Annotated in this window: 22 protein-coding genes and 2 pseudogenes; 10 read left to right on the forward strand and 14 right to left on the reverse strand. The window is 67.6% G+C overall.

The genetic code is table 11. The features are described from left to right. From SALPAC6_RS29225 to SALPAC6_RS31085, 11 genes and pseudogenes are all read right to left on the reverse strand, one after another. Nucleotides 1–150: pseudogene (locus tag SALPAC6_RS29225) on the reverse strand (alpha/beta fold hydrolase); the annotation flags it as partial. A 251-nt stretch (nucleotides 151–401) separates the two neighbouring features. Then, entirely contained in the window at nucleotides 402–1,361 is a 960-nt protein-coding gene (locus SALPAC6_RS0121790; protein WP_018255437.1) for an AfsA-related hotdog domain-containing protein, read from the reverse strand. Then, nucleotides 1,358–2,245 carry an LLM class F420-dependent oxidoreductase gene (locus SALPAC6_RS0121795; protein ID WP_018255438.1) on the reverse strand — a complete coding sequence of 296 codons (888 nt, stop codon included), beginning with the start codon at nucleotides 2,243–2,245 and terminating at the stop codon, nucleotides 1,358–1,360. Before SALPAC6_RS0121795 ends, SALPAC6_RS0121790 begins: the two co-directional genes overlap by 4 nt. Next, nucleotides 2,245–3,183, reverse strand: a complete 939-nt coding sequence (locus tag SALPAC6_RS0121800) for a UbiA prenyltransferase family protein (RefSeq protein WP_026189953.1) — start codon at nucleotides 3,181–3,183, stop codon at nucleotides 2,245–2,247. Before SALPAC6_RS0121800 ends, SALPAC6_RS0121795 begins: the two co-directional genes overlap by 1 nt. Further along, nucleotides 3,150–4,130: a nucleoside-diphosphate kinase gene (locus tag SALPAC6_RS0121805; RefSeq protein ID WP_018255440.1), complete on the reverse strand. Its 981-nt coding sequence runs from the start codon at nucleotides 4,128–4,130 to the stop codon at nucleotides 3,150–3,152. Before SALPAC6_RS0121805 ends, SALPAC6_RS0121800 begins: the two co-directional genes overlap by 34 nt. Beyond that, nucleotides 4,127–5,227: an SDR family oxidoreductase gene (locus SALPAC6_RS0121810; RefSeq protein WP_018255441.1), complete on the reverse strand. Its 1,101-nt coding sequence runs from the start codon at nucleotides 5,225–5,227 to the stop codon at nucleotides 4,127–4,129. Before SALPAC6_RS0121810 ends, SALPAC6_RS0121805 begins: the two co-directional genes overlap by 4 nt. Then, nucleotides 5,224–5,484, reverse strand: a complete 261-nt coding sequence (locus tag SALPAC6_RS0121815) for an acyl carrier protein (RefSeq protein WP_018223718.1) — start codon at nucleotides 5,482–5,484, stop codon at nucleotides 5,224–5,226. The genes SALPAC6_RS0121810 and SALPAC6_RS0121815 overlap by 4 nt, the downstream gene beginning before the upstream one ends. Next, nucleotides 5,484–7,157 carry a hypothetical protein gene (locus SALPAC6_RS0121820; RefSeq protein ID WP_018255442.1) on the reverse strand — a complete coding sequence of 558 codons (1,674 nt, stop codon included), beginning with the start codon at nucleotides 7,155–7,157 and terminating at the stop codon, nucleotides 5,484–5,486. The genes SALPAC6_RS0121815 and SALPAC6_RS0121820 overlap by 1 nt, the downstream gene beginning before the upstream one ends. Next, the gene (locus tag SALPAC6_RS0121825; RefSeq protein ID WP_018255443.1) at nucleotides 7,154–8,839 is read right to left on the reverse strand and encodes an AMP-binding protein; all 1,686 of its coding nucleotides are present in this window, start codon (nucleotides 8,837–8,839) and stop codon (nucleotides 7,154–7,156) included. The genes SALPAC6_RS0121820 and SALPAC6_RS0121825 overlap by 4 nt, the downstream gene beginning before the upstream one ends. After that, nucleotides 8,836–11,493 (reverse strand): phosphoenolpyruvate synthase, encoded by a 2,658-nt coding sequence (locus SALPAC6_RS0121830; protein ID WP_026189954.1) that lies wholly within the window; start codon nucleotides 11,491–11,493, stop codon nucleotides 8,836–8,838. The genes SALPAC6_RS0121825 and SALPAC6_RS0121830 overlap by 4 nt, the downstream gene beginning before the upstream one ends. 1,469 nt (nucleotides 11,494–12,962) lie before the next feature. After that, nucleotides 12,963–13,051 (reverse strand): annotated as a pseudogene (locus tag SALPAC6_RS31085) (TetR/AcrR family transcriptional regulator); the annotation flags it as partial. Nucleotides 13,052–13,119: 68 nt separating this feature from the next. Here SALPAC6_RS31085 and SALPAC6_RS0121835 point away from each other — a divergent pair. After that, complete coding sequence (locus SALPAC6_RS0121835; protein ID WP_018255445.1) at nucleotides 13,120–13,593, forward strand: GNAT family N-acetyltransferase; 474 nt, start codon at nucleotides 13,120–13,122, stop codon at nucleotides 13,591–13,593. Continuing rightward, entirely contained in the window at nucleotides 13,590–14,894 is a 1,305-nt protein-coding gene (locus SALPAC6_RS0121840; protein ID WP_026189955.1) for an MFS transporter, read from the forward strand. The genes SALPAC6_RS0121835 and SALPAC6_RS0121840 overlap by 4 nt, the downstream gene beginning before the upstream one ends. Before the next feature lie 321 nt (nucleotides 14,895–15,215). Here the strand turns inward: SALPAC6_RS0121840 and SALPAC6_RS28400 are convergent, their stop codons facing one another. Further along, nucleotides 15,216–15,428, reverse strand: coding sequence for a DUF1737 domain-containing protein (locus SALPAC6_RS28400; RefSeq protein ID WP_397540898.1), 213 nt, complete (start codon nucleotides 15,426–15,428; stop codon nucleotides 15,216–15,218). A gap of 43 nt (nucleotides 15,429–15,471) precedes the next feature. Further along, on the reverse strand, nucleotides 15,472–16,497 hold the full coding sequence (locus SALPAC6_RS26540; RefSeq protein ID WP_080636173.1) for a YunG family protein: 1,026 nt from the start codon (nucleotides 16,495–16,497) through the stop codon (nucleotides 15,472–15,474). 405 nt (nucleotides 16,498–16,902) lie between these two features. Here SALPAC6_RS26540 and SALPAC6_RS30525 point away from each other — a divergent pair, with 405 nt between their 5' ends. The 8 genes from SALPAC6_RS30525 to SALPAC6_RS0121875 all read left to right on the forward strand — a co-directional run bounded on the left by SALPAC6_RS30525 (nucleotide 16,903) and on the right by SALPAC6_RS0121875 (nucleotide 23,682). After that, entirely contained in the window at nucleotides 16,903–17,583 is a 681-nt protein-coding gene (locus SALPAC6_RS30525; RefSeq protein WP_223874451.1) for a DEAD/DEAH box helicase family protein, read from the forward strand. Continuing rightward, on the forward strand, nucleotides 17,584–17,883 hold the full coding sequence (locus tag SALPAC6_RS30530; protein WP_018255449.1) for a hypothetical protein: 300 nt from the start codon (nucleotides 17,584–17,586) through the stop codon (nucleotides 17,881–17,883). Between the two features lie 16 nt (nucleotides 17,884–17,899). After that, nucleotides 17,900–18,754: a hypothetical protein gene (locus SALPAC6_RS30535; RefSeq protein WP_018255450.1), complete on the forward strand. Its 855-nt coding sequence runs from the start codon at nucleotides 17,900–17,902 to the stop codon at nucleotides 18,752–18,754. Beyond that, entirely contained in the window at nucleotides 18,744–19,415 is a 672-nt protein-coding gene (locus SALPAC6_RS0121855) for a Crp/Fnr family transcriptional regulator (protein ID WP_018255451.1), read from the forward strand. Before SALPAC6_RS30535 ends, SALPAC6_RS0121855 begins: the two co-directional genes overlap by 11 nt. A 110-nt stretch (nucleotides 19,416–19,525) precedes the next feature. Next, on the forward strand, nucleotides 19,526–20,347 hold the full coding sequence (locus tag SALPAC6_RS0121860) for a hypothetical protein (protein ID WP_018255452.1): 822 nt from the start codon (nucleotides 19,526–19,528) through the stop codon (nucleotides 20,345–20,347). Then, complete coding sequence (locus tag SALPAC6_RS0121865; RefSeq protein ID WP_018255453.1) at nucleotides 20,344–22,398, forward strand: hypothetical protein; 2,055 nt, start codon at nucleotides 20,344–20,346, stop codon at nucleotides 22,396–22,398. Before SALPAC6_RS0121860 ends, SALPAC6_RS0121865 begins: the two co-directional genes overlap by 4 nt. Before the next feature lies 1 nt (nucleotide 22,399). Beyond that, a complete protein-coding gene (locus SALPAC6_RS0121870) occupies nucleotides 22,400–23,176 on the forward strand; it encodes a hypothetical protein (RefSeq protein ID WP_018255454.1) in 777 nt (258 codons plus the stop codon). Then, complete coding sequence (locus SALPAC6_RS0121875; RefSeq protein WP_018255455.1) at nucleotides 23,173–23,682, forward strand: Pycsar system effector family protein; 510 nt, start codon at nucleotides 23,173–23,175, stop codon at nucleotides 23,680–23,682. Before SALPAC6_RS0121870 ends, SALPAC6_RS0121875 begins: the two co-directional genes overlap by 4 nt. A gap of 187 nt (nucleotides 23,683–23,869) precedes the next feature. On the opposite strand, the gene SALPAC6_RS0121880 is transcribed toward SALPAC6_RS0121875, so the two are convergent. Beyond that, nucleotides 23,870–24,529, reverse strand: coding sequence for an acVLRF1 family peptidyl-tRNA hydrolase (locus SALPAC6_RS0121880; protein WP_018255456.1), 660 nt, complete (start codon nucleotides 24,527–24,529; stop codon nucleotides 23,870–23,872). Between the last annotated feature and the right edge of the window lie 101 nt (nucleotides 24,530–24,630).

Consider the following 24,630-nt stretch of genomic DNA (forward strand, 5'->3'; position numbering starts at 1 on the left):
GCCGTGAACCGCCACGACGGGCACGGAAGCCCGGGCGGCGACCTCCACCGGCAGGATGCCACCGCGGCCCAGGTCACCCATGACCGCCGAGTCGTAGGCGAGCGCCACCACGTCGGCCCACCACGGCTCGTGGCGCGGCGCGGCCGCCGCCGCGCGGTGACGGTGGCCAACCGCAAGCGCACCCGCCGGCTGTGCCTCGACGAAGGGTGGAGACACCCGCTACGGGTACGCCCGCCCCGGCGGGCCGGCGATGTGGGACTTCGAGCCTTGTGACCCAGGATGCCTATGCGCTGGTCAGCCCATCAATTGATAGTCCTTTCAGGTGCTGGTCGCCGATGATGCGGTCCGAAGCGCTGTTCCTCGCTACGTAGGCCGTATCGTCGAGAGGAGGTGATCGATGGTCACTGTGGCAACCCGCTCGACGCCCGGGCGGTAGCAACTCTGATCGCAGCGCGCACGGTGCCGCCCTGCACCACCTCGACCGACCGCTCACCGTTGGTCGTGCCTGGCCGGGCCACGAGGTGCACCGGAGCGTCCAGTTCGACAAACGTGTCGAACGTGCCGGCAAGCCCGGTCATCACCGCCGCGTGTGGCTCGGGACTGAGCGCGGTGCCGAGCTGACGGGCCGCCTCGACGAGCAGGGTCCCCGGGACGTGGTCCAGCCGGTGGTCGAACAAGCCCAAGTGATCGAAGGGCAGCAGCACCCGCGCGCTGGTCTCACTCGCATCAGTGCGAACCTCGGCCAGCAGCACGTCGGCGGGTACCAGGCGGCCCACGGTCGAGGGGGGAGCCGCCCCGTCCAGGTACGGGCACAGTTGGTCGGACCAAGGTGGCGGCGACCCGCCCCGAGCCCGGCGGCGCAGCAGCGTGTAGGCGGCCGGGGTCACGACCGACGAGGTGATGACTGTTGATCCGATCCGCACACCACCGAGTGACAGCTCGCACCGGGACGTGAACGCGCGGAGCCGGCTGCCGACCCGGACCGCCGTTACGGTGACGTGCATCGTCAGCTTGGTCGAGCCGCCGTCGGGTCGTTGCACATACGCGTCGGCCGGCACGGACATCTCGCAGGAGTCCATCAGGAACTGGGTGTCGTCGGCCAGGCCGAGGCCGTTGTGGCCGATGTAGATGACGACCTGTCGGCAGGCCTCCAGTAGCAGCATCGGATCGAGACGGCGATTCGCCTCCGCGACGTGTGCTGCGTAGTACGCGTGTCTCTCGGGCAGCAACGCCGTCGCCACATATCCGCTCGTGCCGTTCGGATGGATATCGGCGAGGAAGGCGGTGTCAGCATGACGACGATGGACAGCCGCCGGTTCGACGGTCGTGTGAGGTTGGGTCAGTAGCCGGGTGTCGGTCATCGGTGGGGCCCTTCCATGTTCTCGTCGAGGAGTCCCGTGTGGGCGATCGCGGTGAGCGCTTCGAGGTGTTCGCTGAGCGACGTGAACCCGGCGCCGAGCGTGCTCACGGCCAGGTGTGTGGCGCGGGCTTCACGCCACCGCCGGGCCGCTGCGGCGACACCGACCGCGCCGCCGTCGATGTAGCGGACCCGGCCGTGCATGCCGATCGCCTCGGGGGGTCGACCGGCTTCCTCCGCCGCCTTCGTCACGATCATCCGGGCCGCTGTGAGCTCCGGCCCGGGCTGGAGGCGGGGCATCCAGCCGTCGCCGGTACGGCCCGCTCGGCGGTAGGCAGCTGCGCTGGTGCCGCCTATCCAGATGGGAATCGGTCGCTTCGGTCGTGGGTTGATCCCGGCCGCGACGATTCGTTCCCCGGAGTGCTCGAAGCTGACCGACCGGTGTGTCCATAGGGCCCGCAACAGGTCGATCTGCTGGTCGAGCCGCTCACCCCGAGACCGCATGGGCCGGCCCAGAGCCTCGTACTCCACCGCGTTCCAGCCGATGCCAACCCCCAGCCGCAGCCGGCCGTTGGAGAGCAGGTCGATCTCGGCCGCCTGCTTGGCGACCAGCGCGGTTTGCCGTTGCGGCAGGACCAGAACACTGGTCACCAGGTCGAGTTCGCACACCGCCGCGAGGTAGCCGAAGAGCACCAGCGGCTCGTGGAACGGATCATCCGCGTCATACACACCCTGCCAGTTCGGATGCCCGGCTGGGTCGGCACCGAGCACGTGGTCATACGCGAGAAGGTGTCGGAATCCCAGCTCCTGCGCCGCGCTCGCATACTCGCGTAGAGCTCGTGGCCCGCCGTGCAGCTCGCCTTGGGGCAGGACCACGCCGATCTCCATCATCCGAGCCACCCACTGGTGACGAGCGCCGCGTCGAGGACGATCAGATAGAGCATGGCGAGCGACGTGGGCCACTTCTGCTCCCTGCCGCCGAGGTAGGAGAAGGCGCCCGCAACCGGGAAGACGAGAGCCACGTAGGGCAGGTGTGCCGCGACCGACATCTGCCACGGCTCGGTGATCGCGGCCAGCAGGGCGCACGCGAGTAGGGCCCAACCGAGCGTGAGTACACCGCTGCCGGTGACCCCGAGTGCGGTGGCCGAGTATGTCCGGGCCCCCGGGTCGGGATCGCGTACTGTCTTGCGGGCGAATTCGAAGTGCAGGAACGCGGCGGCGAACACAATGATCAGCAGGGCTGGGCGGATTCCCGGCTGTACCGTCTCCGCGCCGGTTACGGACGTGTACAGGTAGACGCCGATCAGCAGCTGCACCGGGTACGCCACGACGATGTAGAGCAGCGCCCGGTCACGCAGTCTCGGCGAGTGCAGCGTGAGCCGAGTGATGAGCGCGGTGTAGCCCACGAGGAGCGCCACGGCCACCGCCGACCAGGGGGCGAGCGGAACGTTGATGACGATCGCCAGGGCGGCCGTCGCCCAACCGGCGCGGCGCAGCTCGAGCACGCTGACCAGACCGGTGATCAGCGGACGGTCCGGGTTGTGGATCCGGTCGTACGACTCGTCCATGCGCTCGTCGGCGAGCCGTAGGTGAAGCAGGACCACGATGATCGTCATGGCCCGGACCAGTGACCCGACCGACGGCCGCCAGACGCCACCCGCTGCCATGACCGCGGCGGCCTCGTATGCGCATGCCCACAGCAGTCCGTAGGTGACGTGCACTCCCGGCGCGAAGACAGCGCCCAGGAACGCGCGGTAGCGCAGCAGTGCCGGGGCCTGCCCGACGGCGCTGCTCATGACGCTGCCACGGTGGCCAGAGACCGCCACCGGCCGGGATCGGCTCCGGCCAGTAGCTGTCCGTACCGTGGGCGGGAAAGCGATACCGCGTGGCTGCCCACCACGATGAAGTCCCAACCGGTCAGCGGCAGGTCCGCCGACCAGATCACGGTTACCAGCGGCGCCCAGCTCGCCGGTTCGCTGGTCGTCGAGGCCAGTGTGTGACACAGGGCCCGGCGTACCTCGTCCGGCAGGGTCGTTGTGGCGAGTAGGTCCCGCACAGTCCTGGTCAGGCGGCGGGTCGAGGCAACGAAGTCCAGGTCATGCGGGGGATGTGCGGCGTACAGCTCGCGGGCTATCGCGGTCGTCTGATCATGCTGGTCCGTGTTCGCCAGTGCCTGGCCGATCAGTACGCGACGCTCCCGGTGGTCCAGCAGGATGCCAAGCTCCCGAACGAGGTCGGCCGGCTCGTCCGAGGCGTGCACCAGGTTGAGGAGGAAGCCGAAGTCGCCGAGCCGGGCACGCAGCTGGCCCGGACGGCGCCGCGCCGGATCGGCCGGTCCCTTGTTGACGCTGAGCGCGACCGTGGCCGGCACATCGACGGGTTCGGTGAGGCGGGCCAGGACCACCAACGAGTCGGACTGCTCACACAGCGCGTCAGCAAGGAGACAGCGCTGGGGTGTCGCCCGGTTTAGCTGGTAGTGCCAGATCGCCCGGACCGACTCACGGTGCATCCGCAGTCGCCGCACTGCCACGATCCGGAAGTTCGCATCGCGCAGCCATTCGGTGACACGTTCGATCGAACGCGACGCCACCGCGTCCGGCTTCATCAACAGCATGGCGTGCTCGTACGCGAATCGCACCGGGTCGGGTGTCAGCGTGGACAGCTGCTCGTACGCCTCCAGGAAGTAGCTGTCGGTGCCGTGATAGCGCTGCTTGTCCGGATCGTGGGTCAGGCCTTCGGGGAATGGCGGTCCGTAGGCCGCGATACTGCTCACCGCTGGTTAGCCCGGCTCAGGGCCTCCGCCACACTCGGCAGGGGCGAGCCCAGGTAGCCCGCCCTGACCGCGTAGTCGATGATCCGCCGCAGGTGGTTCGGTCCGCCGGGTAGGCGCTTGTGCCCCCGGAACCCGGCCGCGACGGTGTCATCGAAGTGCTGCTGGCGGCGGAAGTAGCTCTCGTACAGCGACATGACCCGGTGCCAGTAGGCGCGTTCGAGGTCCGACAGCATGGCAGGGTCGAAGGTGGCCGGGGCGATGTAGCGGGGAACGTGGAACGATGGGTACTCGGCGAGCACATCGGAGATGTGGCGCATCCGCACCGACGATCCCACCGCGTGCAGCGTGCGGTCGCGGGCCCGGTCGACGTCGTCGGCCACGGCGGTGATCAACGCCGCCACATGGTCGACCGGCACAAGGTCGACGCAGGCGTCGAAGTAGCCCGGGATCGAGCCGATCCGACCCTCGGACAGGAGCTTCAGCACGACGTACAGGTTCTTGAAGTCACGGACCGCGCCGGTGCGGGCGGCACCGACGACGACACTGGGCCGGATCACCACGGTCGGCAGGCTCTCCGCGGCGGCCTTTCGCACCAGTTGCTCCGCGGCGAGTTTGCTCTCCTCGTACGGGTTGCCGAACCGCTGCCCGACATCGAGTTGGGACTCCAGGATCATGCCGTCCCGCTCGCCGCACACGTAGGCGGTGCTGACGTGCACCAGCGGGGTGGATCGCTCGCGGGCCAACTCCAGCACGTGTGCCGTACCGGTCGTGTTGATCGCCTGGTAGACCGCCCGGGGGTGACCGAAGTCGGTGATCGCGGCAGAGTGCACGATCAGGTCGAGCCCGTTCGCCAGGTCCGTCCAGGTGTCGTCGTCGAGGCCCAGCCGCGGAGCGGTGACGTCACCGGTGACCAGCCGTACGGCGCCCGCCCTGTCGTCCGTCGACGACGCAACGCCTCGGCCGCTGTTGGCGATCAGCACTCGGGTGTGGTGCACCAGGCCGGACACTCGGTGCCCGGCCTTCAGCAGGCGGGCGCAGACCTCGGCGCCGACCAGGCCGGCCGCCCCGGTGACCAGGATCCGCTTCGGCTTGCTCATGCCCTTCCTCCGGTCTTCAGTTGCCGCCGAACCAGGTTCAGGACGTCTCCAGCGGTCGTCAGGTCCGCCGACTCGTTCAGGTCGAGCGCGGGCAGCCGGAACTGCCGTTCCAGGGCCATCGCCAGCTCGATCAGCCGGATCGAGTCGAACATCAGGTCGTCGCGCAGGTGGGTCTCCGCCCCGACGCGGGGGAGTGGGTGCGGTGCCATTGCGGCGATGATCGCGTAGCCGGTCGATTCGTCGAACGCGTTGTCCATCACGTCTCCTGTGCTGCGGCGCCGGCCCGTGCGTGCGGCTGCACACCGCCGCTGGAGAGCAGGTCCTGCGCCTCGTCGAGGGGGAGTTGCTGGTCCAGATATGCGCCGAGGCGCAGCAGGTCGTAGCCGATGTCGAGGGTGCGCTGCCAGCCGTCCGCGGAGTCGAACGACGACGGGAACGCCTCACCGCCCGAGGCCTTCCGGATATTGGTCACGTACTCGTGCAGGAGGGTGAGCAGAAGCCGGGCGTCCTCCTCGCTGGTGGCCACGGTCGTGTACAGCCGTTCGGCGAGGACACGGATGTGCGAGTGCCCGTCGGGCAGCAGATCGAGTCGGTGTAGGAGCTCGGGATCCGGCGGCAACGGACTCACACCGTGCGCGCTGAGCAGGGCACGCAGCCCGCCGTTGACCGCGCGCACCGTGGTCAGTGCAGCGACCCTCCACTGTTCGCGGTCGAGTGCACCCCGCAGGTCCTCCAGAGCGTTTTCGATCATGAAGTTGCCCCACATCAGCGCCATCGCGGCGGCGGCGAAGCGCGGCGCCGGCAGCGGTAGCAACGCGATCGCGCGGGGATGCGGTGGCTCGGCGCCGGCGATACCCAGGATCGGGCTGCCGGTCGCCGGGGCGGGGGTGATGGGGCCGAGCGGTGCGGCCATCGGAATCCGTGGCGAGATCGGGGCACCCTGCCAGGTGATCCGGATCAGGCCGTACCGGAGGTAGGCGGCGATCAGCTCACCCGGGTCGGCGACGCCCGTCCGCTCGGCGTCGGCCATCAGCGCCGCGAGTGGTCGTCCCCAGACGATGCGTCGCCACACCCGCGTGGCGGCGTCGCCGAGAACGAAGACATCACGTCGGTCACGTACCAGATGCACCTGGTCGTCGATCTGCCAGGTGGTCACTGCCGGCACTCGGGCAACGACCAGCCGTTGCGGATCTTCGGTGCAGCCCGGCACGCCGAGGTCCGCGACCAGGCGTATGCAGTCGCGCGTGTGCTCGATCTCCCCGCCGGCACCGGGCTCCGCGTTGATGGTCTGCCAGTAGCGTTCCACCAGCTGGTCCCCGACGAGCCGGTCGAGCTGCAGCGAGAGCCACTTCGGCTCGATGTACGTCTCACCGTGGCGGGCCAGGTAGCTCTTGGCTGCCTGCTGGAGTCCCGCCCGTGCCCACACCACGGCCGACTCCACCTGGCCCAGGGCGAGCAGCGCGATCGAGTGTCGGATGGACTGCCGTGCGTGTTCCGCCCACCACGTGGTCATGACGACGGCGAAGTCGTCGTATGCGAGGTGGTCACGGATCCTCTCGACCAGGTCCGGGCGGAACACGACATGCGCTCGGAGCAGCCGTTGGCACCGGTTGAGCAGGTGCTCGTCCAGTGTGGCGACACGGCGCGCGGTGCGTCCGACGTACCCGTTGACCTCCTGGAGGTGGTCCACGATCTGGCCGATGGACCGGGTGCGGATCTCCACCCGACGTCCCGCGATGAAGAAGATCGTGGGCATCGTCGGCAGGTCAGCCTCCTGATCGGCGATCAGAAGGAAGTCGATGTCGGAGCGAGAGTTGCCGAAGCCCTCGGCGATGGAGCCTTCCAGGATCAGCGCGACACTCCTGGGGTGACCGATACGCTCCAGCGTCTCGGCCGCGAGTGAATTGATCTCGGCTTCGTCGAGGATCATGCGGGGACCTCCGGCTCGACCATCGACGCTTTCAGCGTTCCCTCCTGTAGGCGCTGCCACATTCCACGACGGCGTGGCTTACCGCTGGTGGTGCGTTGGATCAGGCCGTGGTTACCGACCGCGAACCGGATTCGCGGCTCGATACCCAGTCGGGAGCGCAGGGTGCGGTAGGCGTTCCCCTCCCAGCCGCGGCGCCCGCCCTCGACGAGCAGCAGAACGCCGGGACGCTCGGTTTCCGGAGCGCTGATCACCACGCAGCGACTGGGGGACAGGCCGGTCGCCTCAACGACCGCCGCCTCGAGGTCCTCGACGTAGACGTTGCGTCCCCGGACCTTGAGGCTGTCGCCCATCCGGCCCAGTACGAACAGCTGGCCGGCGTGGAGGAACCCGGCGTCGCCGGTGTGCAGGCCGTCCGGGGTAAAGCGGGTGCCGCCGGAGTCGGCGTCGTTGGTGTAGCCCGTGGTGACCGTTTCCCCGCTGACCCTGATCTCACCGAGATGGCCCGGCGGCAACTCGACGCCACCCTGGTCGACGATGCTGATCCGGGTGCCGAGGCGCGGGCCGCCGCAGCCGGTGAGCCAATCGTTGCGTGTCGGCACCGGCTCCTCACCGAGGCGGAACTGCCGGGTCAGCTCGACCCGCTGGCCGAATCGCAGAGTGTCCGGCCTCACCTGCACCACCAGCGGCGGGACACCGTGGTCCGTGCCGGTCACCCCGAGCGTCGTTTCCGCCATCCCGTACGCAGGGGTGAGCGTGCCGCGGTGGAAGCCCGCGGCGGCGGTAGCCTCGACAAACCTGTCGAGCACCGCGGGGTTGATGGTCTGCGCGCCGACGAACGCGGTCCGCCATCCGGAGAGATCCCAGCTGGCGATGCGCTCGGCGGAGATTCGTTCCACCGCGTACTCGTACGCGAACGGCGGCGCGGCCGTGATCGTGGCGCGGGTCATGCACTCCAACCATCTGCCCGGGTCGCGCAGGAACTGCGCGGGCCGCATCAGCCACAGGTCGGCCTGACTACACACGGCGGCGAGTAGGGTGCCGACGAGCCCCATGTCGTGATAGAGCGGCAGCCAGGAGGCCACCGAGTCGTCCTCGCTCCAGTCGCTCCACGCCCGGGTGCAGGAGACGTTGACGGCGAGGTTCTGCCAGGTGACCGGCACGCCTCGGGGGACGCCGGTGGAGCCGGAGGTGAACTGGAGGATCGCCAGGTCGTCGGGGCCCGCTTTGGGAACCTCGACCGGTTCCTCGGCCTCCCGGTGCAGGAAGGCGCGGCCGGGCAGGTCCGCCGCGGCCAGAGCCGAGTCGGCGATGTCCTGGTAGCGCTCGGTGGTGATCATCAGTACCGGTTGCGCCCGACGCAGAACGCTCGAGACGAGCTCGACGTACTCGGTGCTGCTGGTGAGGCTGGGTGGGGTGATCATGCAGGGGGTGAGGCCCGCGGCCCAGGCCCCGAAGTACGCGCAGAGCGTCGGGTAGCTCGTCGGCATGAGCAGGCAGACCACCTCCCCGGGCCGGGCGCCGGTAGCGGTCATCGCCGCCGCGCTGCGTCGTGCCGCGAGAGACAGGTCCGCGTACGAGTGGTAGTCCCAATCGCCCCCGTCGCCGAGGAACCGGATCCCCCTGTCGGTCCGGGGGTCGATCAGCCAGTTGCGCACATCGGTGAAGTCCAGGCTGGTGGTCACGCGGACGTCCCATCCGTGTCGTCGAGGATCGTGATCGTGCCGGTCCCGCCGTCCATCCGGACGGTCATGCCGGTTTCCAGTTCCTGGGTGGCGCCCTTGGCCTTGACGATCGTCGGCACGCCCAACTCGCGCGCCACGATCGCGACGTGGGTCAGCGGGCTTCCCCGCTCGATGATCAGTCCGGTCGCTGACGGTAGTGCGGCGACCCAGCCCGGGTCGGTGCTGTAGGCCACGATGATGCCGCCGTTGACGTCCTGAGGTCGCGCGGTGACGACGACTCGTCCGGTCGTGACGCCCGGGGACGATGGTGTCCCGCGCAGCTCACCGACGCCGGTGCGGGTGGCCCGGCCGACGCTCCAACCGGCGGCCTCGAGATTGCCCTCCCAGTAGGGCGCGCCGTAGGTCCGGAAGCGCGGCGGCGCGGACATCGTTGCCTGTCGTTCCTGCGTACGCCGACGCGCCGCCACGATGTCGCGTAGCTCGTCGTGAGCGATCTTGCCCTCGTATGCCCCGGCAAGCTCGTCAAGGCGCAGCAGGAACACGTCCTCGAACCGCTCGATCGCCCCGACCTGCCGCAGGTGCCGGCCGAGTGCGCGAAGCATCCGCTTGGCCGAGCCGAACGCCTTCGTCCGGCAGAACCGCAGCCGCTCGCGCGCCGCCAGTGACCGTGACACCTTGCGGCGGGTCAGTTCGTAGATCCAGCGTCGTGGCCCCCGTAGGTGCTGGTCGAGATATTCCTGGGCGCTGTCGCCGCTCGCTGTCTCCGGCGGAGCCTGTAGCGCGTCGCGCAGCATCAGATACAGACTCGACGGATCCTCGTGTAGGTCCGGCACCTCCAGCTTGAGCTCGTCGGGGCTGCGGTAGCCGTGCGCCTCCACGTAGGCGTCGACGGCCGTGAGTATGGTGTTGTGCCCGGCAGCCGCGAGCGCGTCGGGTATCGCCGCCGGGTCGGTCTCCGTCACCAGGCGGCGCAACTCGTCGTCGGCCTTGACGGTGGCCGCCAGCGCGGCCAACTCGCGGGCCGGCTCGGCGGACTCCACGTCGGCGCCGGGCCGAGCGGCGGCCCACGCCAGCCACTCGGGGGCGTGCGGCAGCCAACGCCGGCCGAGCATCGTGAGGATGCCCATCGACAGCAGAATCGTGGAGTCGAGCATCTGCATCGGACCCCACCGCCTGTTCAGGCTGTGGATCAGGTCCTGGAACGCCCGGTACACCTCGTCGGCGGGCATCGCGGCGTAGTCGCGTTTGTCGAAGATCGCGTACTGTTCGTAGAAGTAGGCGACGAACCGCTCGACGTCACGGTCCATGCGCAGGTACTTCCAGAAGAAGGTCGTGCAGGTGACCACTCGTGCGCGTCGGCGTTGCCAGGCCGAGTCGAACTCGTACGGGTACAGCCCTTCGGCGATCTCGTCCGGCAGCGCCTCGTCCACGCCCATGGCGACCTCGAGCAGCTTGCGGTTGACATCGTAGAAGGGCGCGATCCGCTGTAGGCGGTACCAGTTGACGAGGTTGTAGTAGACGCGGCCGTGGAAGCTGCCGAGTAACGTGGGTAACCACTCCTGCATCTGCGCGAGCTGCCTTTCGGGCACGCGTAGGGATCGCGCGTAGCTCTCGTACACCGCGCCATAGACCTTCGAGGCAAACGTGAAGGTCAGCGGGGACGTGATCCCCCGGAAGCTCTCCACGATGTTCGAATTGTCCCAGATCCGTAGCTCACCCACGGGCCTGTTCGTGGTCGGCACGGTGGTGATCGGTCGGCTCTGCAGGATCCACAGCTGGCCGTCCGCGACCGCCCACTCGATGTCCTGCGGTGCGCCGAAGGCGTCGCTGATGGCGCGTCCGGCCTCCCACAACGTGCCAAGGTCGACCCGGTCGAGCGACAGCTCCGCACGGTCGGCGTCCGGTACCTCGATGGCTTCGACGCCACCGCCGGGCGCGGACTCGAAGCGCTCAGACTTGTCGCCGAGCTCGGTCTCCAGAACCACACCGGTGGCCGCCTCGAGGGTCACGGTGTCCGCATCCACAGCGCCGGAGACGATGCCCTCGCCGAGACCGTAGACAGCACTGACCACGTACCGGTCGCCGACACCGGTCGCCGGATCGGCGGTGAACATCACGCCGCTAACCTCCGCGTGCACCATCTGTTGGATGAGTACGCCCATGCCGGTTGTGTGCAGTGACAGGCCGTTGCGCAGCCGGTAGGTCAGCGAGCGTGCTGAGAAGGCCGACGCCCAGCAGTCCTTGACCCGGTCCAGGACCTCGTCGGCCTCGCTGACGTTGAGGAAGGTGTCGAACTGGCCGGCAAAGGAGTACGTGTCGCCGTCCTCCTCCAGGCCCGACGAGCGCACCGCGACACTGCCGCCGCCGGCGGCCTGGTACGCCGCCTGGATTGGGCCGGCGAGGTGGTCCGGGATCACGGTCGCCCGCATCCGTCGGGTGATCTCGGCCGCGACGCGCTCCGGTTCGTCGGCACTCCGGGTCAGCAATACGTCGATGCCCTCGACGTGTTCCAGAAAGGCGGTGAAGATATCGCTGGAAATCACGCTCCAGCGCGGAACTCGAACGTCAAGACTCCTCATCGCCGCCAGTTTGGACGCCTTCGCCCCCATAGCTCGCCATTCCGTAACGTCGGTTTCAATGGCGACAGTTGACATCCTTCCTCCTCGGATAGTCTGTTGATCGGCATCCGTTGTCCCCCTGGGTGCTGCGTCTACGGCAGCCCTTGCGACACCCTCCCGTACGAAGCAGTAGTCAAGCGGCTCGCGGTCGAAAGGCGAGCACATTAATTCGTGGCACGGATTCGTTTTCCCGTCGCACGGGAATTCGGTTCGCGGGTCGGCCGGTGTGCTGGATTGGCTGGATCAGTGCGCGTCGCCGGCGGTTATTCGGCTGATCTAACTCAGAATCTTGACGTCGGCGGCAGGCGCTGCCGGACCTATCTTTTGATCGTCTTTGGCTCTATCTGAGTACGCATGAGGGATGCACCGAGTTCCGCGGGTGCCTGATTCACGTGGTGGAAGACCAGACCTGGGGCGGAGAGGCGGGCGTGAACCTTGATTCCAAGGGTGTTCGTCACTCTTGCCGAACTCGACAGGAGGGCGGGGTGTGGGCAACGCGGTGGGCCCTCCCGGTGTCGCCCTCGCGGCGTGCCTGGCAGGAGCAAGGTTTGGTACCAACCGTGGATGTCTGCGTGTCCCACAGGTGTACCACTGTGGCGTATGTCATTGAGGCGGCGAGGTTCCCGCACATGCCAGCTCACATATTGCTTTCCTTTGTTCTTGGTCCAGTTCGGGAGGGAGGTCGGGATTGATTTACCATGGCGGTCAAAATGGCTAGCATCGACGGAGTGAATGATTGTGGATTCCGCCATTCGATGCTCAACCCCCCTGTGGCATGAATCACTTTCTACGGCGGCATGATGTGTGTTGATATCGCGTCGAGTGCGGTACGGGCAATGGTGCCTGTGATGAAGCAATATTACAGCGAACCCGCTCTGGTTTCTAATCGCTGCTAGATGCTGACGGAGCGCTCTCAGTTTCGACCTAACATTGCAGAAACATCGGCTTCACAAAGTTTCACTCTCTGTGACTCTGCGGAGGGTTTACGGAGATCGGGGGTAATGGCCTGACACGAACGGTAACTATTTGAAGTCGGGTGACCTGTGTCACCGTGGCGTCGCGGTCGCTCGTGTGGGTCCGGGGAAACCAGGCCCCTTCGCGGGAAATATGACTTACGCTTCCGGCTTTACCGCAGCACCGGTAACTGCTCGCGGCGTGCCGCAGTCCTTCCCCCCCTCATCAATAAGCGAAATTGGTCGATGGATTTGCCCGACAAGCTCGGCGGACGTTTGCGGCGTACCGATCGCTGTGCACTGGCGGACCGGCCTTGCCGCCCTTACCCCGCCGCGGCGGGAACGCCACCGGTGGTAGGTCTGCCCGCCCGTCACTCCCGCCTCGCGGCCACGAGCGACACGCACGACGTCATCACGGAACGCTCGGGGGTAAGGCTTGGGCGCAGGGGCATCCTTCCAGCCCGCCCACGGGGCAGGCCATCTCAGCTGTCACCTGCCGGTACAGCAGCCCCAACCCGGGGGGCATCACCATGTCCGAGATGCCGAGGGAACCTTGGGCAGCCGACAGTCGTTGCCGCTGGGCCTGGACATCACGAGTACGAGCTGTCCCGCCTTCCCTGTCGAACCGTCACACCCAACACGGCCTCCGTAGCAGGTGTTACGGTAACAACTGCTACGGTAACGCTTGTTACGAACAAGGAAGGACCGGATGGACGTGCTCGTTACCCCTGAGCCATGGAAAGCGCCGGACGCCGCCAGGCTGCGCGCCGCGCAACGTGCGGAACTCGACTCCCGGTACGGGAACGACGACCACGAACCGGGTGTCGCGCCCAGCGCGGACGACATGGCCGTCTTTGTCGTCGCCCGGCAGCCGGACGGGGCTGCCGTCGGCTGTGGCGGACTGCGGATGCTCGCACCGGACAAGGCGGAGATCAAACGCATGTACGTGACCCCCGCACACCGCGGCACCGGCGTTGCCACGGCGATCCTGCGCGACCTCGAAGCACGCGCGTACCACGTCGGCATCCGCCAGCTTGTGCTCGAGACCGGAACCTTACAGCCCGAGGCTGTGCGGTTCTACGAGCGTGAAGGCTACGACCCAATCCCCAACTTCGGCCCCTACGTGGGCGCCACTCAGTCGGTGTGCTTCGCACGCACCCTCGGCCCGCCGACCCACTCGTGACCGCCCCGAGCCGCTCACGTCCGGCGTCCAGGCCGTGGGGTGCGGTCGTCCACAGCTCCGCTACGACGCTGCGACCAGCCGACCCAGTCGCTGCGGCACTGACCACATCAGCCATGGCCTCCTCGTTCAGCAACGGCGTGTTCTACACAGTCAGCGCCCTGTTCTTCACCAGGGTGGTCGGCCTGGGCGTCGGCCAGGTCGGCCTCGGGCTGACCATTGCTGGCGCGATCGCGATCGCCGCCTCGTTCGTCGCCGGTCGCGCCGCAGATCGAATCGGCGCACCGGCTGTCTTGGTTACCACGACCGCCAGCCAGGGGCTGGCCCTACTGGCCTACCCCACCACTACCACCCTCACCACATTCACCCTGGTCGCCGGAGTCGCCGTCGCCAGCAAAGCCGCTCAGGGCGCCGCCCGGGCCACCGTGTTGGCACATGCGTTCACCGGCGCCGAGCGCGTCCTCGTCCGAGCTCGCCTCGGCGTGGTCATCAATGTCTTCATGGGCGTCGGCACGGTCTGCGGTGGACTGGCCCTGCTCGCCGACACCACGGTCGGCTACATCATGGCGATCCTGGGCTCCGGGACCTTTGTCCTGGTCTCCGTCTGGCCTCTGCTGGCCATCCGCAGCCAACTCGCCGCACGTGCGCGCGACGACGAGGCGTGTGCCGCCGTGCCCGCGAGCCGCTCAGGATCATCACCGTTGCGGGACCGCTGCTATCTGGCCGTTAGCGGGCTGAATGCGCTCTTGGCCATGCATGCCGGCCTCCTCACCGTCGGCGTCCCACTGTGGATCACCGAACACACCTCAGCGCCCCCCGTCACCGTCACGTTGGTGCTACTTCTCAACACCGCCCTCGTCGTCGCTATCCAAACCCCCCTGGCGAGGCGCATTCATGGCATTCGCCGTAGCGCCCGAGCCGTTCACATAGCGGGACTCACTCTCGCGCTGGCCTGCCTCGTCTACTCGGCGTCCGCCACCGCATCGACAGTCATCGCAATCTGCTTGCTGCTCAGTGCCGCCGTTGTGCACACCATCGGCGAGGTCACCGCCGAGATCGGCAGTTGGGGCTTGGCCTTCGACTTCGCACCAAGAAGCTCTGCCGGTGCATATCAGGGAGTCAACCAAGCCAGCGTCGCCGCGGGTGCCATGCTCGCTCCCCTTGTCATCACCACCACCGCACTCACCCATGGTGCGATCGGCTGGCTTGTGCTGGCCGCCGTCTTCACCTCGGCGGGGGCAGGCACACTCCTGGCCGTCAGGGGCCGTCAGCGCACCCAAGGGAGAATTGCGGGAATTCGGTAGCCCCCGGTCAAGGAGGGCGCTCATTGCCGGGATCCTGGCCGCCGTTATCGCGGGGTCTGCACGTCCCCGCTCCATGGCAGCGCGCGACGTTGGCCGACGCCGCGTCACAGCACGTCTTCGCGAGCCAGGTCCGGATCCCTGGCGGCAGTCCGGACCTGCTCCTGCGTCACCTACTCGGTCAACGACAGACTCAGCCTAAATCCGTGGACAGGGGATGCTTCTCTGGAGCCGAGACGGCGTGGAACAGCCGCCCCCTCAGCCATCCAAGATCGACTCAATCCAGCTAAGGGATCCAACCCGAGGACTGTCCACGGACCCAGGCTAAACTCGCCCTGTGGTAGTGCCGGGCCAGATAACGGCTTGCGCGGCGATCACTCGTACTCCGTCGAAGGTCACCGCTGGGCTGCCGTGGAGGCGATACCCGAGATTGAGGACCTCGCTTACTCTGTGGCAGAACTTCTCATCGTCCGGGCCAGTCAGCAGGCGGTAGCTCGGCAGGCCATTCGGCGGCTGGTCAGTCATAGCAGTAAGCATGCCAGAGGCGAAACGTGACCCGTGGGGGTGCAGCCGACCCGTGTCAAGCGCCCGATGTGCACGTACGTGGCGAGGCCGGCGCAATTGACCCGGTTCCTTTCATGGCCGCGCAGGGTGTCCCGCTTGGAGAGATATCGTTGGGTGTTGGCGCGTCTCGGCTGAGCGAGCGCCATGACCGATCGGTGTCTGCCGGCGCTTCGGCGGCGCCGGTGAGAAGCCGGTACAGTACGGCGGCTGCCGTTGGGCTCAGGTCCACCTCGGGTAGGTCCCTGACTGACACGAGCCGCGCTGGACGGCCCTCGCCGAGCATGATCGTCGTCTCCTCGGTGGTGCCGGTGAAGGCGTGTAGTTCGGCGGCTGAGGCTGCGCCGGTCAGGTTCGGGCGTAGGTCCTGCCACAGTGGGCGGAGGCTCGCGGTCAGGCCGGTTTCCTCGGCCAATTCCCGGGTGGCGGCCTGCGCCGGAGTCTCGCCGGCCTCGACGTGCCCGCCAGGGAGCGTCCACTGGCCGGGCTCGGCCGCCGCGTGCGGGTCGCGGAGTTGAAGCAGCACCGCACCGGTCGGGTCAGTCAGCGCGACCACGGCGATGCGGATCGGCGGTTCGTCTGGCCGGATGGGCACGGCATCGTTGGGGGCGTCGCTGCGTGCCTGGCCTGCCAGATCGGGACGGTCGACACTCAGTCTCGGGTGCTTGTCGGCCAGTGTGCTGAGCACCCGGTGTCGGAGCAGCTCGTACTGGCCGCGGCAGCGCTTGAACGGTGTTCCAGGTGGGCGGGGGAGGACCGTGCCGCCGGTGACGATCTCACCGGGTTGGAACTGCCCGATGGTCAGGTCGAGGTCTGTGCCGTCCGGGAGCCTGTTCCACCAGTGGTAGCCGGTCCTCAGGCCATCAACGTGGACCTCGCCGAGGATCAGCTCGCCGCCCAGCAGCTCCTGGGCTACCAGTGCGGTTGTTCCGCACTGGCCCCGGGCTGGGTTCCCGGGCCGCCAGTCAGCCAGGTCGACTGGATCGCATGTGTCGGGTCCCCACGCCGCCTGGATCACGGGTCGCAGCAGCTCTACGTTTACCATGCCCGGGACCCTGACGCAGCGGTACGACAGTTCGCACACGACCAATTGACCGAGGTCGCAATCGAGCAGCCTGAACACGTCACCAACCTCCGGCAGCGGGCGCAACCCTGGTCGAATGCTGGTTCGCCGGACCAACCGCAAGCTCCGCCGCTCCGCACAGCGCAGCGCCCACGAGAAGTGTCGACGATCAGTGCAGGGCCTGGTCGAGTCCACAGCGGCGCAGGGCCTTGAGGAAGCGCCCGGATCTCGTGCCGACTTCTGCGGTCGTGGATGCGGTAGCGCAGCTTACCGGTGGCCAGGTCGAGGGCGGCGATTATGGATCGAACGCCCGCGTCGTTTCGAAAGCCGGACGCTGCTGTCGGCGAGAGGACTCACCAATCTTCGCGAATTTCGATAGTGTCCGGTGTGACTTCTCTCCGGGCGCACAGCCCTGGTCCTGCCGGCAGTCAGTGGCATTCTCTCGGCGATCATCTGGTGCCGGCTCAGTGGCGGGATCTGCTGGTCGGGGAGATGGCGCTGCGATTGTGCTACAGCGCGTTGGTCGACGCGGACAGCCTGGACACCAGCGCGCACTTTCAGGGATTGTCCGGCCCACGGGTGCGTCCGGGTGCCGACTTCGAGCACCTCTACACGGTGTTCGAGCAACGGCGGCGCGACGAACTCGCGGGCCGTGGTGGTACTCCGGTCGGGAGTCTGCGGGAGCGGGTCTACGCCGACTGCCTGGAGGCGGCGGAGCGAGAGCGTGGTGTATTCCGCCTCGGTGCGCCGACCGGGGCCGGGAAGACGCTCGCGAGCGGCGGGTTCGCACTGCGACATGCGGAGAAGCACGGCCTGCGTCGGGTGATCGTCGCGGTTCCGTTCCCCACCATCACCGAGCAGAACGCGGCTGTCTACCGTCGGCTGCTCGACCAGGACGGCGCCGATCAGGTCGTTCTCGAACACCACAGCCAGGTCGACTTCGACGACCCGGGAGCCGGCCGGTGGGCGCGGCTGGCGGCCGAGAACTGGGATGCGCCGTTCGTCGTCACGACCTTCGTTCGGCTCTTCGAGTCGTTGTTTGCCCGCAAGCCGTCAGCGATGCGTTGAGTGCACCGGCTGGCCCACTCGGTGATCGTGCTGGACGAGGTGCAGGCACTACCGCACGCGATGCTCGCCCCGATCCTCGACGGAATCCGGCTGCTCGTGTTCCACTTCGGCGTGACTGTGCTGCTCTCCTCGGCGACTCAGCCGAGCTTCTGGGCGCTGAACGAGTTCAAGGACCTGCCCTGCACGGACCTGATCCACGACACGCCGAAGCTGGTCAGTGATCTGCGGAGAGTGCGGTACGAGTGGCAGCTCGACCCGAAGCCCGCACTGGGCCAGTATCGGCGACCAGGCTGCGTCTGAGCAGGCTGCGCTGGTCGTGGTCAACACGACCGCGGACGCGAAGACGGTGTACGACCGGTGGCGTGAGACCGGTGCGGACGATGTGGCGTGGCATCTGTCCACCCGGATGTGCCCGGACCACCGGCGGCGAGTGCTGGAAGCCGTACGGGAACGCCTGTGTCGGGGCGAGCATGTGCTGCTTGTGGCCACCCAACTGATCGAGGCCGGGGTAGACGTCGACTTCCCGGTGGTGTTTCGTGCGTTGGCGCCGGCGGACTCGCTGCTTCAGGCAGCCGGGCGGGCCAACCGCGAGGGGCGGATGACCGATGGCGGACGGGTGGTCGTGTTCGCTCCGCAGGACGGCGGGCAGCCGCGCACATACCAGACACTGGTCGGCTGCACCGGACGCCAGTTCGGACCAGACAAGGCCGACCCGGACGACCTGATGGCGCTGGGACGCTACTACCGCAACGTGTACGAACTGCTCAATCTTCAGGACGATCAGCACCTCGGGCAGCGCATCCAGCAGGCCCGGCGGCGGTGGGAGTTCGAGACAGTTGCCGACGGGCCGATTGACGCGAGCGACAAGCGGCGGGATCGGACGCTGGCGTTCCGGATGATCAGCGACGACGGGATCAGTGTGGTGACGCCACAAGGGGCCGAAACACCGGAACTGCGGCGTGAGCTGCAGCAACTGATCGAGGAACTGCGCCAGGCGCCGGTCCCGGACCTGACGAAGCTTCGCCGGTTGCAGGCGTACACGACGAACCTGCACCCCAGCGCCCTACGCCAGCCGCGCACTATTAACGCGATGCCGCGGTTCCGGCGGAGGGGCCGGCTTGAGGGTGGGCCGGAGGAAAATCACTCGTTACCTTCTGTGCGTGGACGTTGACGACCTGTACGCCAGCAGTGGCGGTCTCGCTTCTCTCCTTTCGCCGACCGACTGGGTGGCGATGTGCTCGCTCGGTTCCCGGTGCCTCATGGCTGCCGACTACCCGCTATTCCGACAGGGCGACGAGGGGGTGCACGTCTACGTGATCCTCAGCGGTGCGGTCAAGGTAGTTCGTGGCGAAGCAGCGGGAAAGAGCGCGATCCTGACGATTCGCGGGGCTGGCGACGTCGTGGGCGATCTGGCGGTGATGGACGGTGGCCGCCGCTCGGGCACGGTGTCGACGTTGACCCCGATGGTGGTCCGGGTGGTCCCAGGGGCGAGTTTCAAACGGTTCATCGAACGCCCCTCCGTCACCGCTACCTACGCCCGGTATACCGTCAACCGTCTCCGACAGTCTGACGTCCAGCGGACCGAGATCGCTGTTCTTCCGGTACGGCAGCGCCTGGCCCGGGCACTGCTCCGGCTCTATGTGACGGCTGACACCGCCGGTGGCCAACGCGCCTTCGAGCTGCCACAACAGGATCTGGCAGAGCTCATCGGCGCGTCCCGGAACGCCGTCGTTCTCGCGCTCGGGGTTCTCCGCGCCGAAGGCGTGCTGGACACCCACCGCATGCGGGTATCGATCCTCGACGTCGATGCACTGCACCGGCTGGCCGGATAGCGCAGTGGTTGATAGCCACGTCACCTCCGCTGTGCACAGTGGTGGGCAGCGCTACCCGAGCGGGCCGGACACGATTGCCTTCGTCCGGCCGCCTGCGAAGGGAACGCGACATGGAGCAGTCACCCCCGTTCGAGCAGTCCCGCCCACTACCGCCCTACCGCGCGGTGCTGGCGGTCGACGCGAAGGGCTTCACAGACCTGCCCGGCTGTACGCACGAGAACGTCTCCCGCACCATTCACCGGCTCGTTGGGGACGCGATGCGGGATGCCGGGCTGGACGCGGAGTGGTCGAGTCCCGACTTCTACGGACCGACCGGGGACGGCCTGGCCGTGGGCTTACCCACCCGGATACTCCCGCATCTCGTACATCCCTTTCCGGCCATGCTGCAGAGTCGTCTGGACGACCACCGGCGCCAACACCGGGGCGAGGAGCCGCTACGGTTGCGGGTGAGCCTGCATGTGGGTCCCCTGCCGACCGACCCGGCGGCAGTGGGGCAGGGGGGTAATGGGGCGGCACGTAACGAGACGCACCGACTCCTGGACTCCGGGGTGGTCAAGAGTGCGCTCACGGGTGCCAAACCGCGCATCACCCTGGTTGCCATGATCGTCTCGGACCGGGTCTTCCACGACGTGATCAGTGCTGGTTACTCCGGTCTGCACCCGGACCACTTCGTTGACGTGGAGGCCCGGGTGGAGGGCAAGGCATTCGCGCAGCGTGCGTGGCTGCACCTACCCACCCCGTCGGGCGCCTGGCCGGTGGGCCGGACGAGCGAAGCGGAACCTGCATCGGAGTCTCCGTCCCCACCAGGGCTCGCCCACCAGCCGTCGCAGCAGCCGGTGGGCACCAACTATGGGCAGGTGGTCGGGGGTGGGACCGTGCACGGCGGAGTGCACCAGTCCTTCGGCGGCAATCCCCTCGGGAGCCAATCGTGAGCCCCGAGGAGACCGTCGCTCTCGCCGAGGACGAGCGGCTCGAGGAGGACCTCTACCCGGAGGCTGTCAGCGGCATCAACGTCGGGCAGGTGGTCACCGGCGGCACCGTGCACGGGGGAGTGCACCAGACCTTCGTCGAGAACAAGCTGATCAACGAAGCCATTCGCCGGCACCACCTGCTACGGGCCTATGTCGAGCAGGTCGTGCAGTCACTCGCGCCACGCAGCTATCGACTGGCCAGCCAGGAACAGGATCTCACTCTCGACCGGGCCGCCGCAGCCCGCTTCGTCGGCGATCAGCCATGGGTGGTGATGCTGGGCCCGGCGAACTCCGGGCTGCGGACCGCTGCGGTCGCGCTGCTGTACGAGTCGAGCCAGACGGGGCGGCGATTGGAGGAAATTCTGATCGACGAGGAGCGGGGGCGCCCGTTCGCGGCGGCGGAGCTTCCGGCGGAACGGGGGGTGACGTACCTGCTATGTCTGCCGTACCAGCGGGAACGGGTGAGCCCCGACCTGGGCCGCCGGTTGCAGGCCCACGCCGCGCACCTGGCGACCCTGGACGCGAATCTGGTGGTTACGGCGACCACAGCCGTCTGGGCCGCCGCCGGCAGCGTCGGGGCCGCCCCCATCGTTCAGGTCCCGCCCCCAGACCTTGCGGAGGTTATCCGTCGCGAGTGTGCGATGCACGCTGTCGACGCTTCCTTCCTCATCGGGAATCCCACCATCGGCGACTTGCTGACCCGAGCCACGGTGATGGACGCTATGCGGCTTACCGGGATCATCGTGACCGCCCTCCGTAACCACCCCGAGTATGCGGTGACGAAGCTCGTCGAGGAAGTGTGCGGGGCCTACGGTGACTGGGACGACGTCCTGGCCAACTGGTTCAGCGTAGCCAGGAGTGTCCGGCATCGGCTGTTTCTCGTCGCAGCCGCCCTGCTCGAGGGAGAGCCACCGGCAGAGGTGCTGGATGCGGTCAACTCGCTCGGGCGGACGCTCGGTGACCTGCCCTCCGCCCGCTCAGACGGGCTCGCCGAAACCGGACTTCGGGCGCTGATGAGCGAGATCAAAGCTGAGGTGGTGGACGGTGGGCTCCGATTCGAGCGAGCGAATTACGGCGCGGCAGTGCTGACCTTTGTGCACGGTGACCGCTCAGCCTGGTTCCACAAGAAGCTGTGGGAGTGGGCCATGGACCTGCCGCTACGACGGAACGACCATCGGCAGACCCGGCTGGCGGAACGGATTGTCGGGAATCTGGTCGTCATCGTGTTACGGACCCGGGACACCCGCCCACTGGTGTGGCTGAATCGCTGGACCGGCCGGCCGAATCTGCGGCCCCACGTGGTGCAGGCCCTGACGGCCACTGCCATGAGCGATGAGGTGGGAGCTGACGTGCGGAGCCTGCTCTACCGCTGGTCGCGCCTGGAGCGTGCGAGTGACCAGTCCCTCTGCACCATCGCCGAAGTCTGCTCAGGTGAACTCGCCCGGCTCTATCCCCGGGTATCGCTGACCCGTCTGAGCCACATTGCCCACCGTGACTCTCCGGTCGTCCGGGATGCCATCGTGACGGCGGTGAGTCGGCTCTGGGAGGTACCCCGGCTACGCCGTCGGATCGTCGAGGTGCTTACCACCTGGTCTGAAGGGGAACCTGGTGGTCGCACGGAAACAGCGTGGGCGGTGTTCGCGGCGCTCGCCCATAGTGAGGCTCATCCCGTGTTGGTGACCTGGCATGACGAGTCGTTGCGCAGCGGGCTCGTCGGGGCCGTGGCCCGACTCTTCGATCAGTCCGAGGTCGATAGGGCCCGTACGGAGTTCGGCGAGAGCCTACTCGACGCGGCGCTCCGTTCCGAGGCTGGTCGGATCCGGATTGTCGAGTTCCTCGGGGACGTGGTGCGTCGTGGGGACGGCGGGACCCGCCGGCTCGTGCGCCTCTCGAAGCTGACGTTCGCGTGGCAGCCGGTCGATTGCGACGTGACCAACCCAGGTCGGCGTGACGTGCGTGACCACGTCGTCGAGAGCCTGCACCAGGTCGATCCACTCACCGTAGGAGCATGAGATGCGTAATTTCTTGCGGGGCATCTTCCAGGAGCGGCCGTCCGGGTATGAAATGCACTATCCGTTCCCGTTCCCGTTCCCGTTCCCGTCCCCGTCACACACGTTTCAGGCCACGCTCGCTAGCGCGCTGCCCGGCGCGGACTTTCAGGCGGAGGTGACCGTTGAGTGGCGGGGACGTGAACCGGAGGCCGAGGCCAAGGTTCGTGCCTTTGTTTGGGACCACCTCGCCCGGTGGGCCGCCCCCCGGCGCGTCACGGTAGCGAGTCACCTGGCTGATCTCATCAATGCTAGGGGCGTTACCGAGGTTGCCGTGCCGCAGACCAGTCTGGTCCTCACCCATCTGCGTGTCCAGATCACGGTGCCTGCCGAGGCGCTTGCCGTGACCAACGCCTGGGAGGAGGCCGAACGACGCCAGACTCTGGAAGAACAGCGTCGTGGAGACGAACTGCGTCAGCTTCGGTGGCTGCGTGACGAGATCTTCGGCAGGCCGGACCTAGCTCGGATGTACTGGCATCTCCACCACCCAGCCGATCTTCGATCCATGACAGATCCGCTCTTCGATACGATCGCCGCTCAACTTGGCAGTAGTGGGCATGTGACTGCGTCCGCACAGGTTGAGGAGGACACGGTCAGTGTGCTCATCGGAAAGTTCGTCGCCGGGCTCAGTGCAGACGAGCGTCGGCACCTAATCGGCCAGCTCGATCGGGTGTTCCGTAGCTTCGACCGCGCGGACCTCGCCAGCCAGCTGGGGGACCCGAGTGACCGGGTCGCGTCGTGACAGGGGCGCTCCGCTCCTGCGGTTCGCAGAGCGAAGCGGGATGGAACGCCCTCCAGCAATTACACGAGACCATTCGGTTCGCCGACGTAAAGGCGGCCGCGGTCCTTGCCGCCGCTGGGCTCCTGGGTGGCAGCCTGTGGTCCGGCCAGGACTCCCTGACCGTGACGGGTCCGGCCTGGTCGCCAATGCTCCCGGTATTTTCCGCTGTAGCGGCCGCGACGAGTGCGCTCCTCGCGTTGCACACGCTGATGCCGCGACGACAGGCGGCTGCGCCGGAGCCGCTGCACCACTTCGCGTACGTAGCCGAGCGTTACGGACGCAACAGCCAGGGATTCGTCGACGCGTGGTTGGCAACCACAGTCGATGACAACGCCACCGCCCGGATGCTGGCGGGACACGTCTGGGCGGCGCATATGGTGGCGAGTCGCAAGTTCTCCTATGTCACGTGGTCGATCCGACTTTTGGTGCTCGGGGTATTGGCCTGGCTCATGGCCGGGCTGGTCTGACGAGTCGGCAGTGTCGTTGAACATGGGGGCGGAATGCATTGCGTCCCCGAGGTACCGGGGGAACCTCAGGTACCCGTTCGTGCCGCAGGGTGAGCGGGTTACGGGACATCACGTACAGGTCCGGCGCTGCTGGGTCGTCGTGCATCATCCTGGTCGGTCGTCGTCGACCTGCTGGACCTGATCGTGGTCATGGCATCAGATGGACGCGGATCCGTCTGGCCGCCACCGCCGCATCCGCCAGGACGGCCAGACGGGGCTCGGCGGATTCGAGCAGGTGTGGATGACGCAGCAGCGCCAGTGGCGACAGACGCCGGTCTGTCAGTATCGCCTCGATCATCGATCGGTCGCCGCCACAGACCAGGGACCTGACTGCATCGTGAGGGTCGGCGACAACACCGGGTGCATGGGGCAGCATGATCCGCGCGGCGATGTCCGCAGCCCGCTGAGTAGCAGCCTGGGCCTGGTTGGCGCGGCGACGTGCGTAGCGCTGCTGCGAGGAACCGCCGGCCGCGGTGCGACCCTGTACGTAGAAGCGCTCGACCTTGGAGACGGTGATGGTCGTTCCGTCCGCGACGCCGGCGGCGACTGCGCCCTTACGGGCCAGCAGTACGGCGATCCGGGGCGGTCGGATGATGCCGGCCAGCAGCGTGTCGACATCCTTCGCCTCGGCAAGCCCCGGCGGCGGGTACAGCGTGGCGGTATCACCGTTGCTCGTGCCGGTCAGCACGAGACCCTGCTCGGTGGCGCCGTCGTGGCGGCTGTAGAAGCCGTCGAGCCAACCACGAATCCGCTCCGGTGAGATCTCCACCCACCGCCCGCCGCCCGCGGCTGGTCGCGCCTTGACCATGTGAACACCACCTATCGGGAACGGCCGGCCTGCACCCACATTGTGAAGGCGATGGGTTTCGGTTGAGGGGTGTGCCGCTCGGGTGGCTGACCGGGCGCCAC

This window comes from Salinispora mooreana (genome assembly GCF_000379065.1).
GTDB classification, from domain to species: domain Bacteria; phylum Actinomycetota; class Actinomycetes; order Mycobacteriales; family Micromonosporaceae; genus Micromonospora; species Micromonospora mooreana.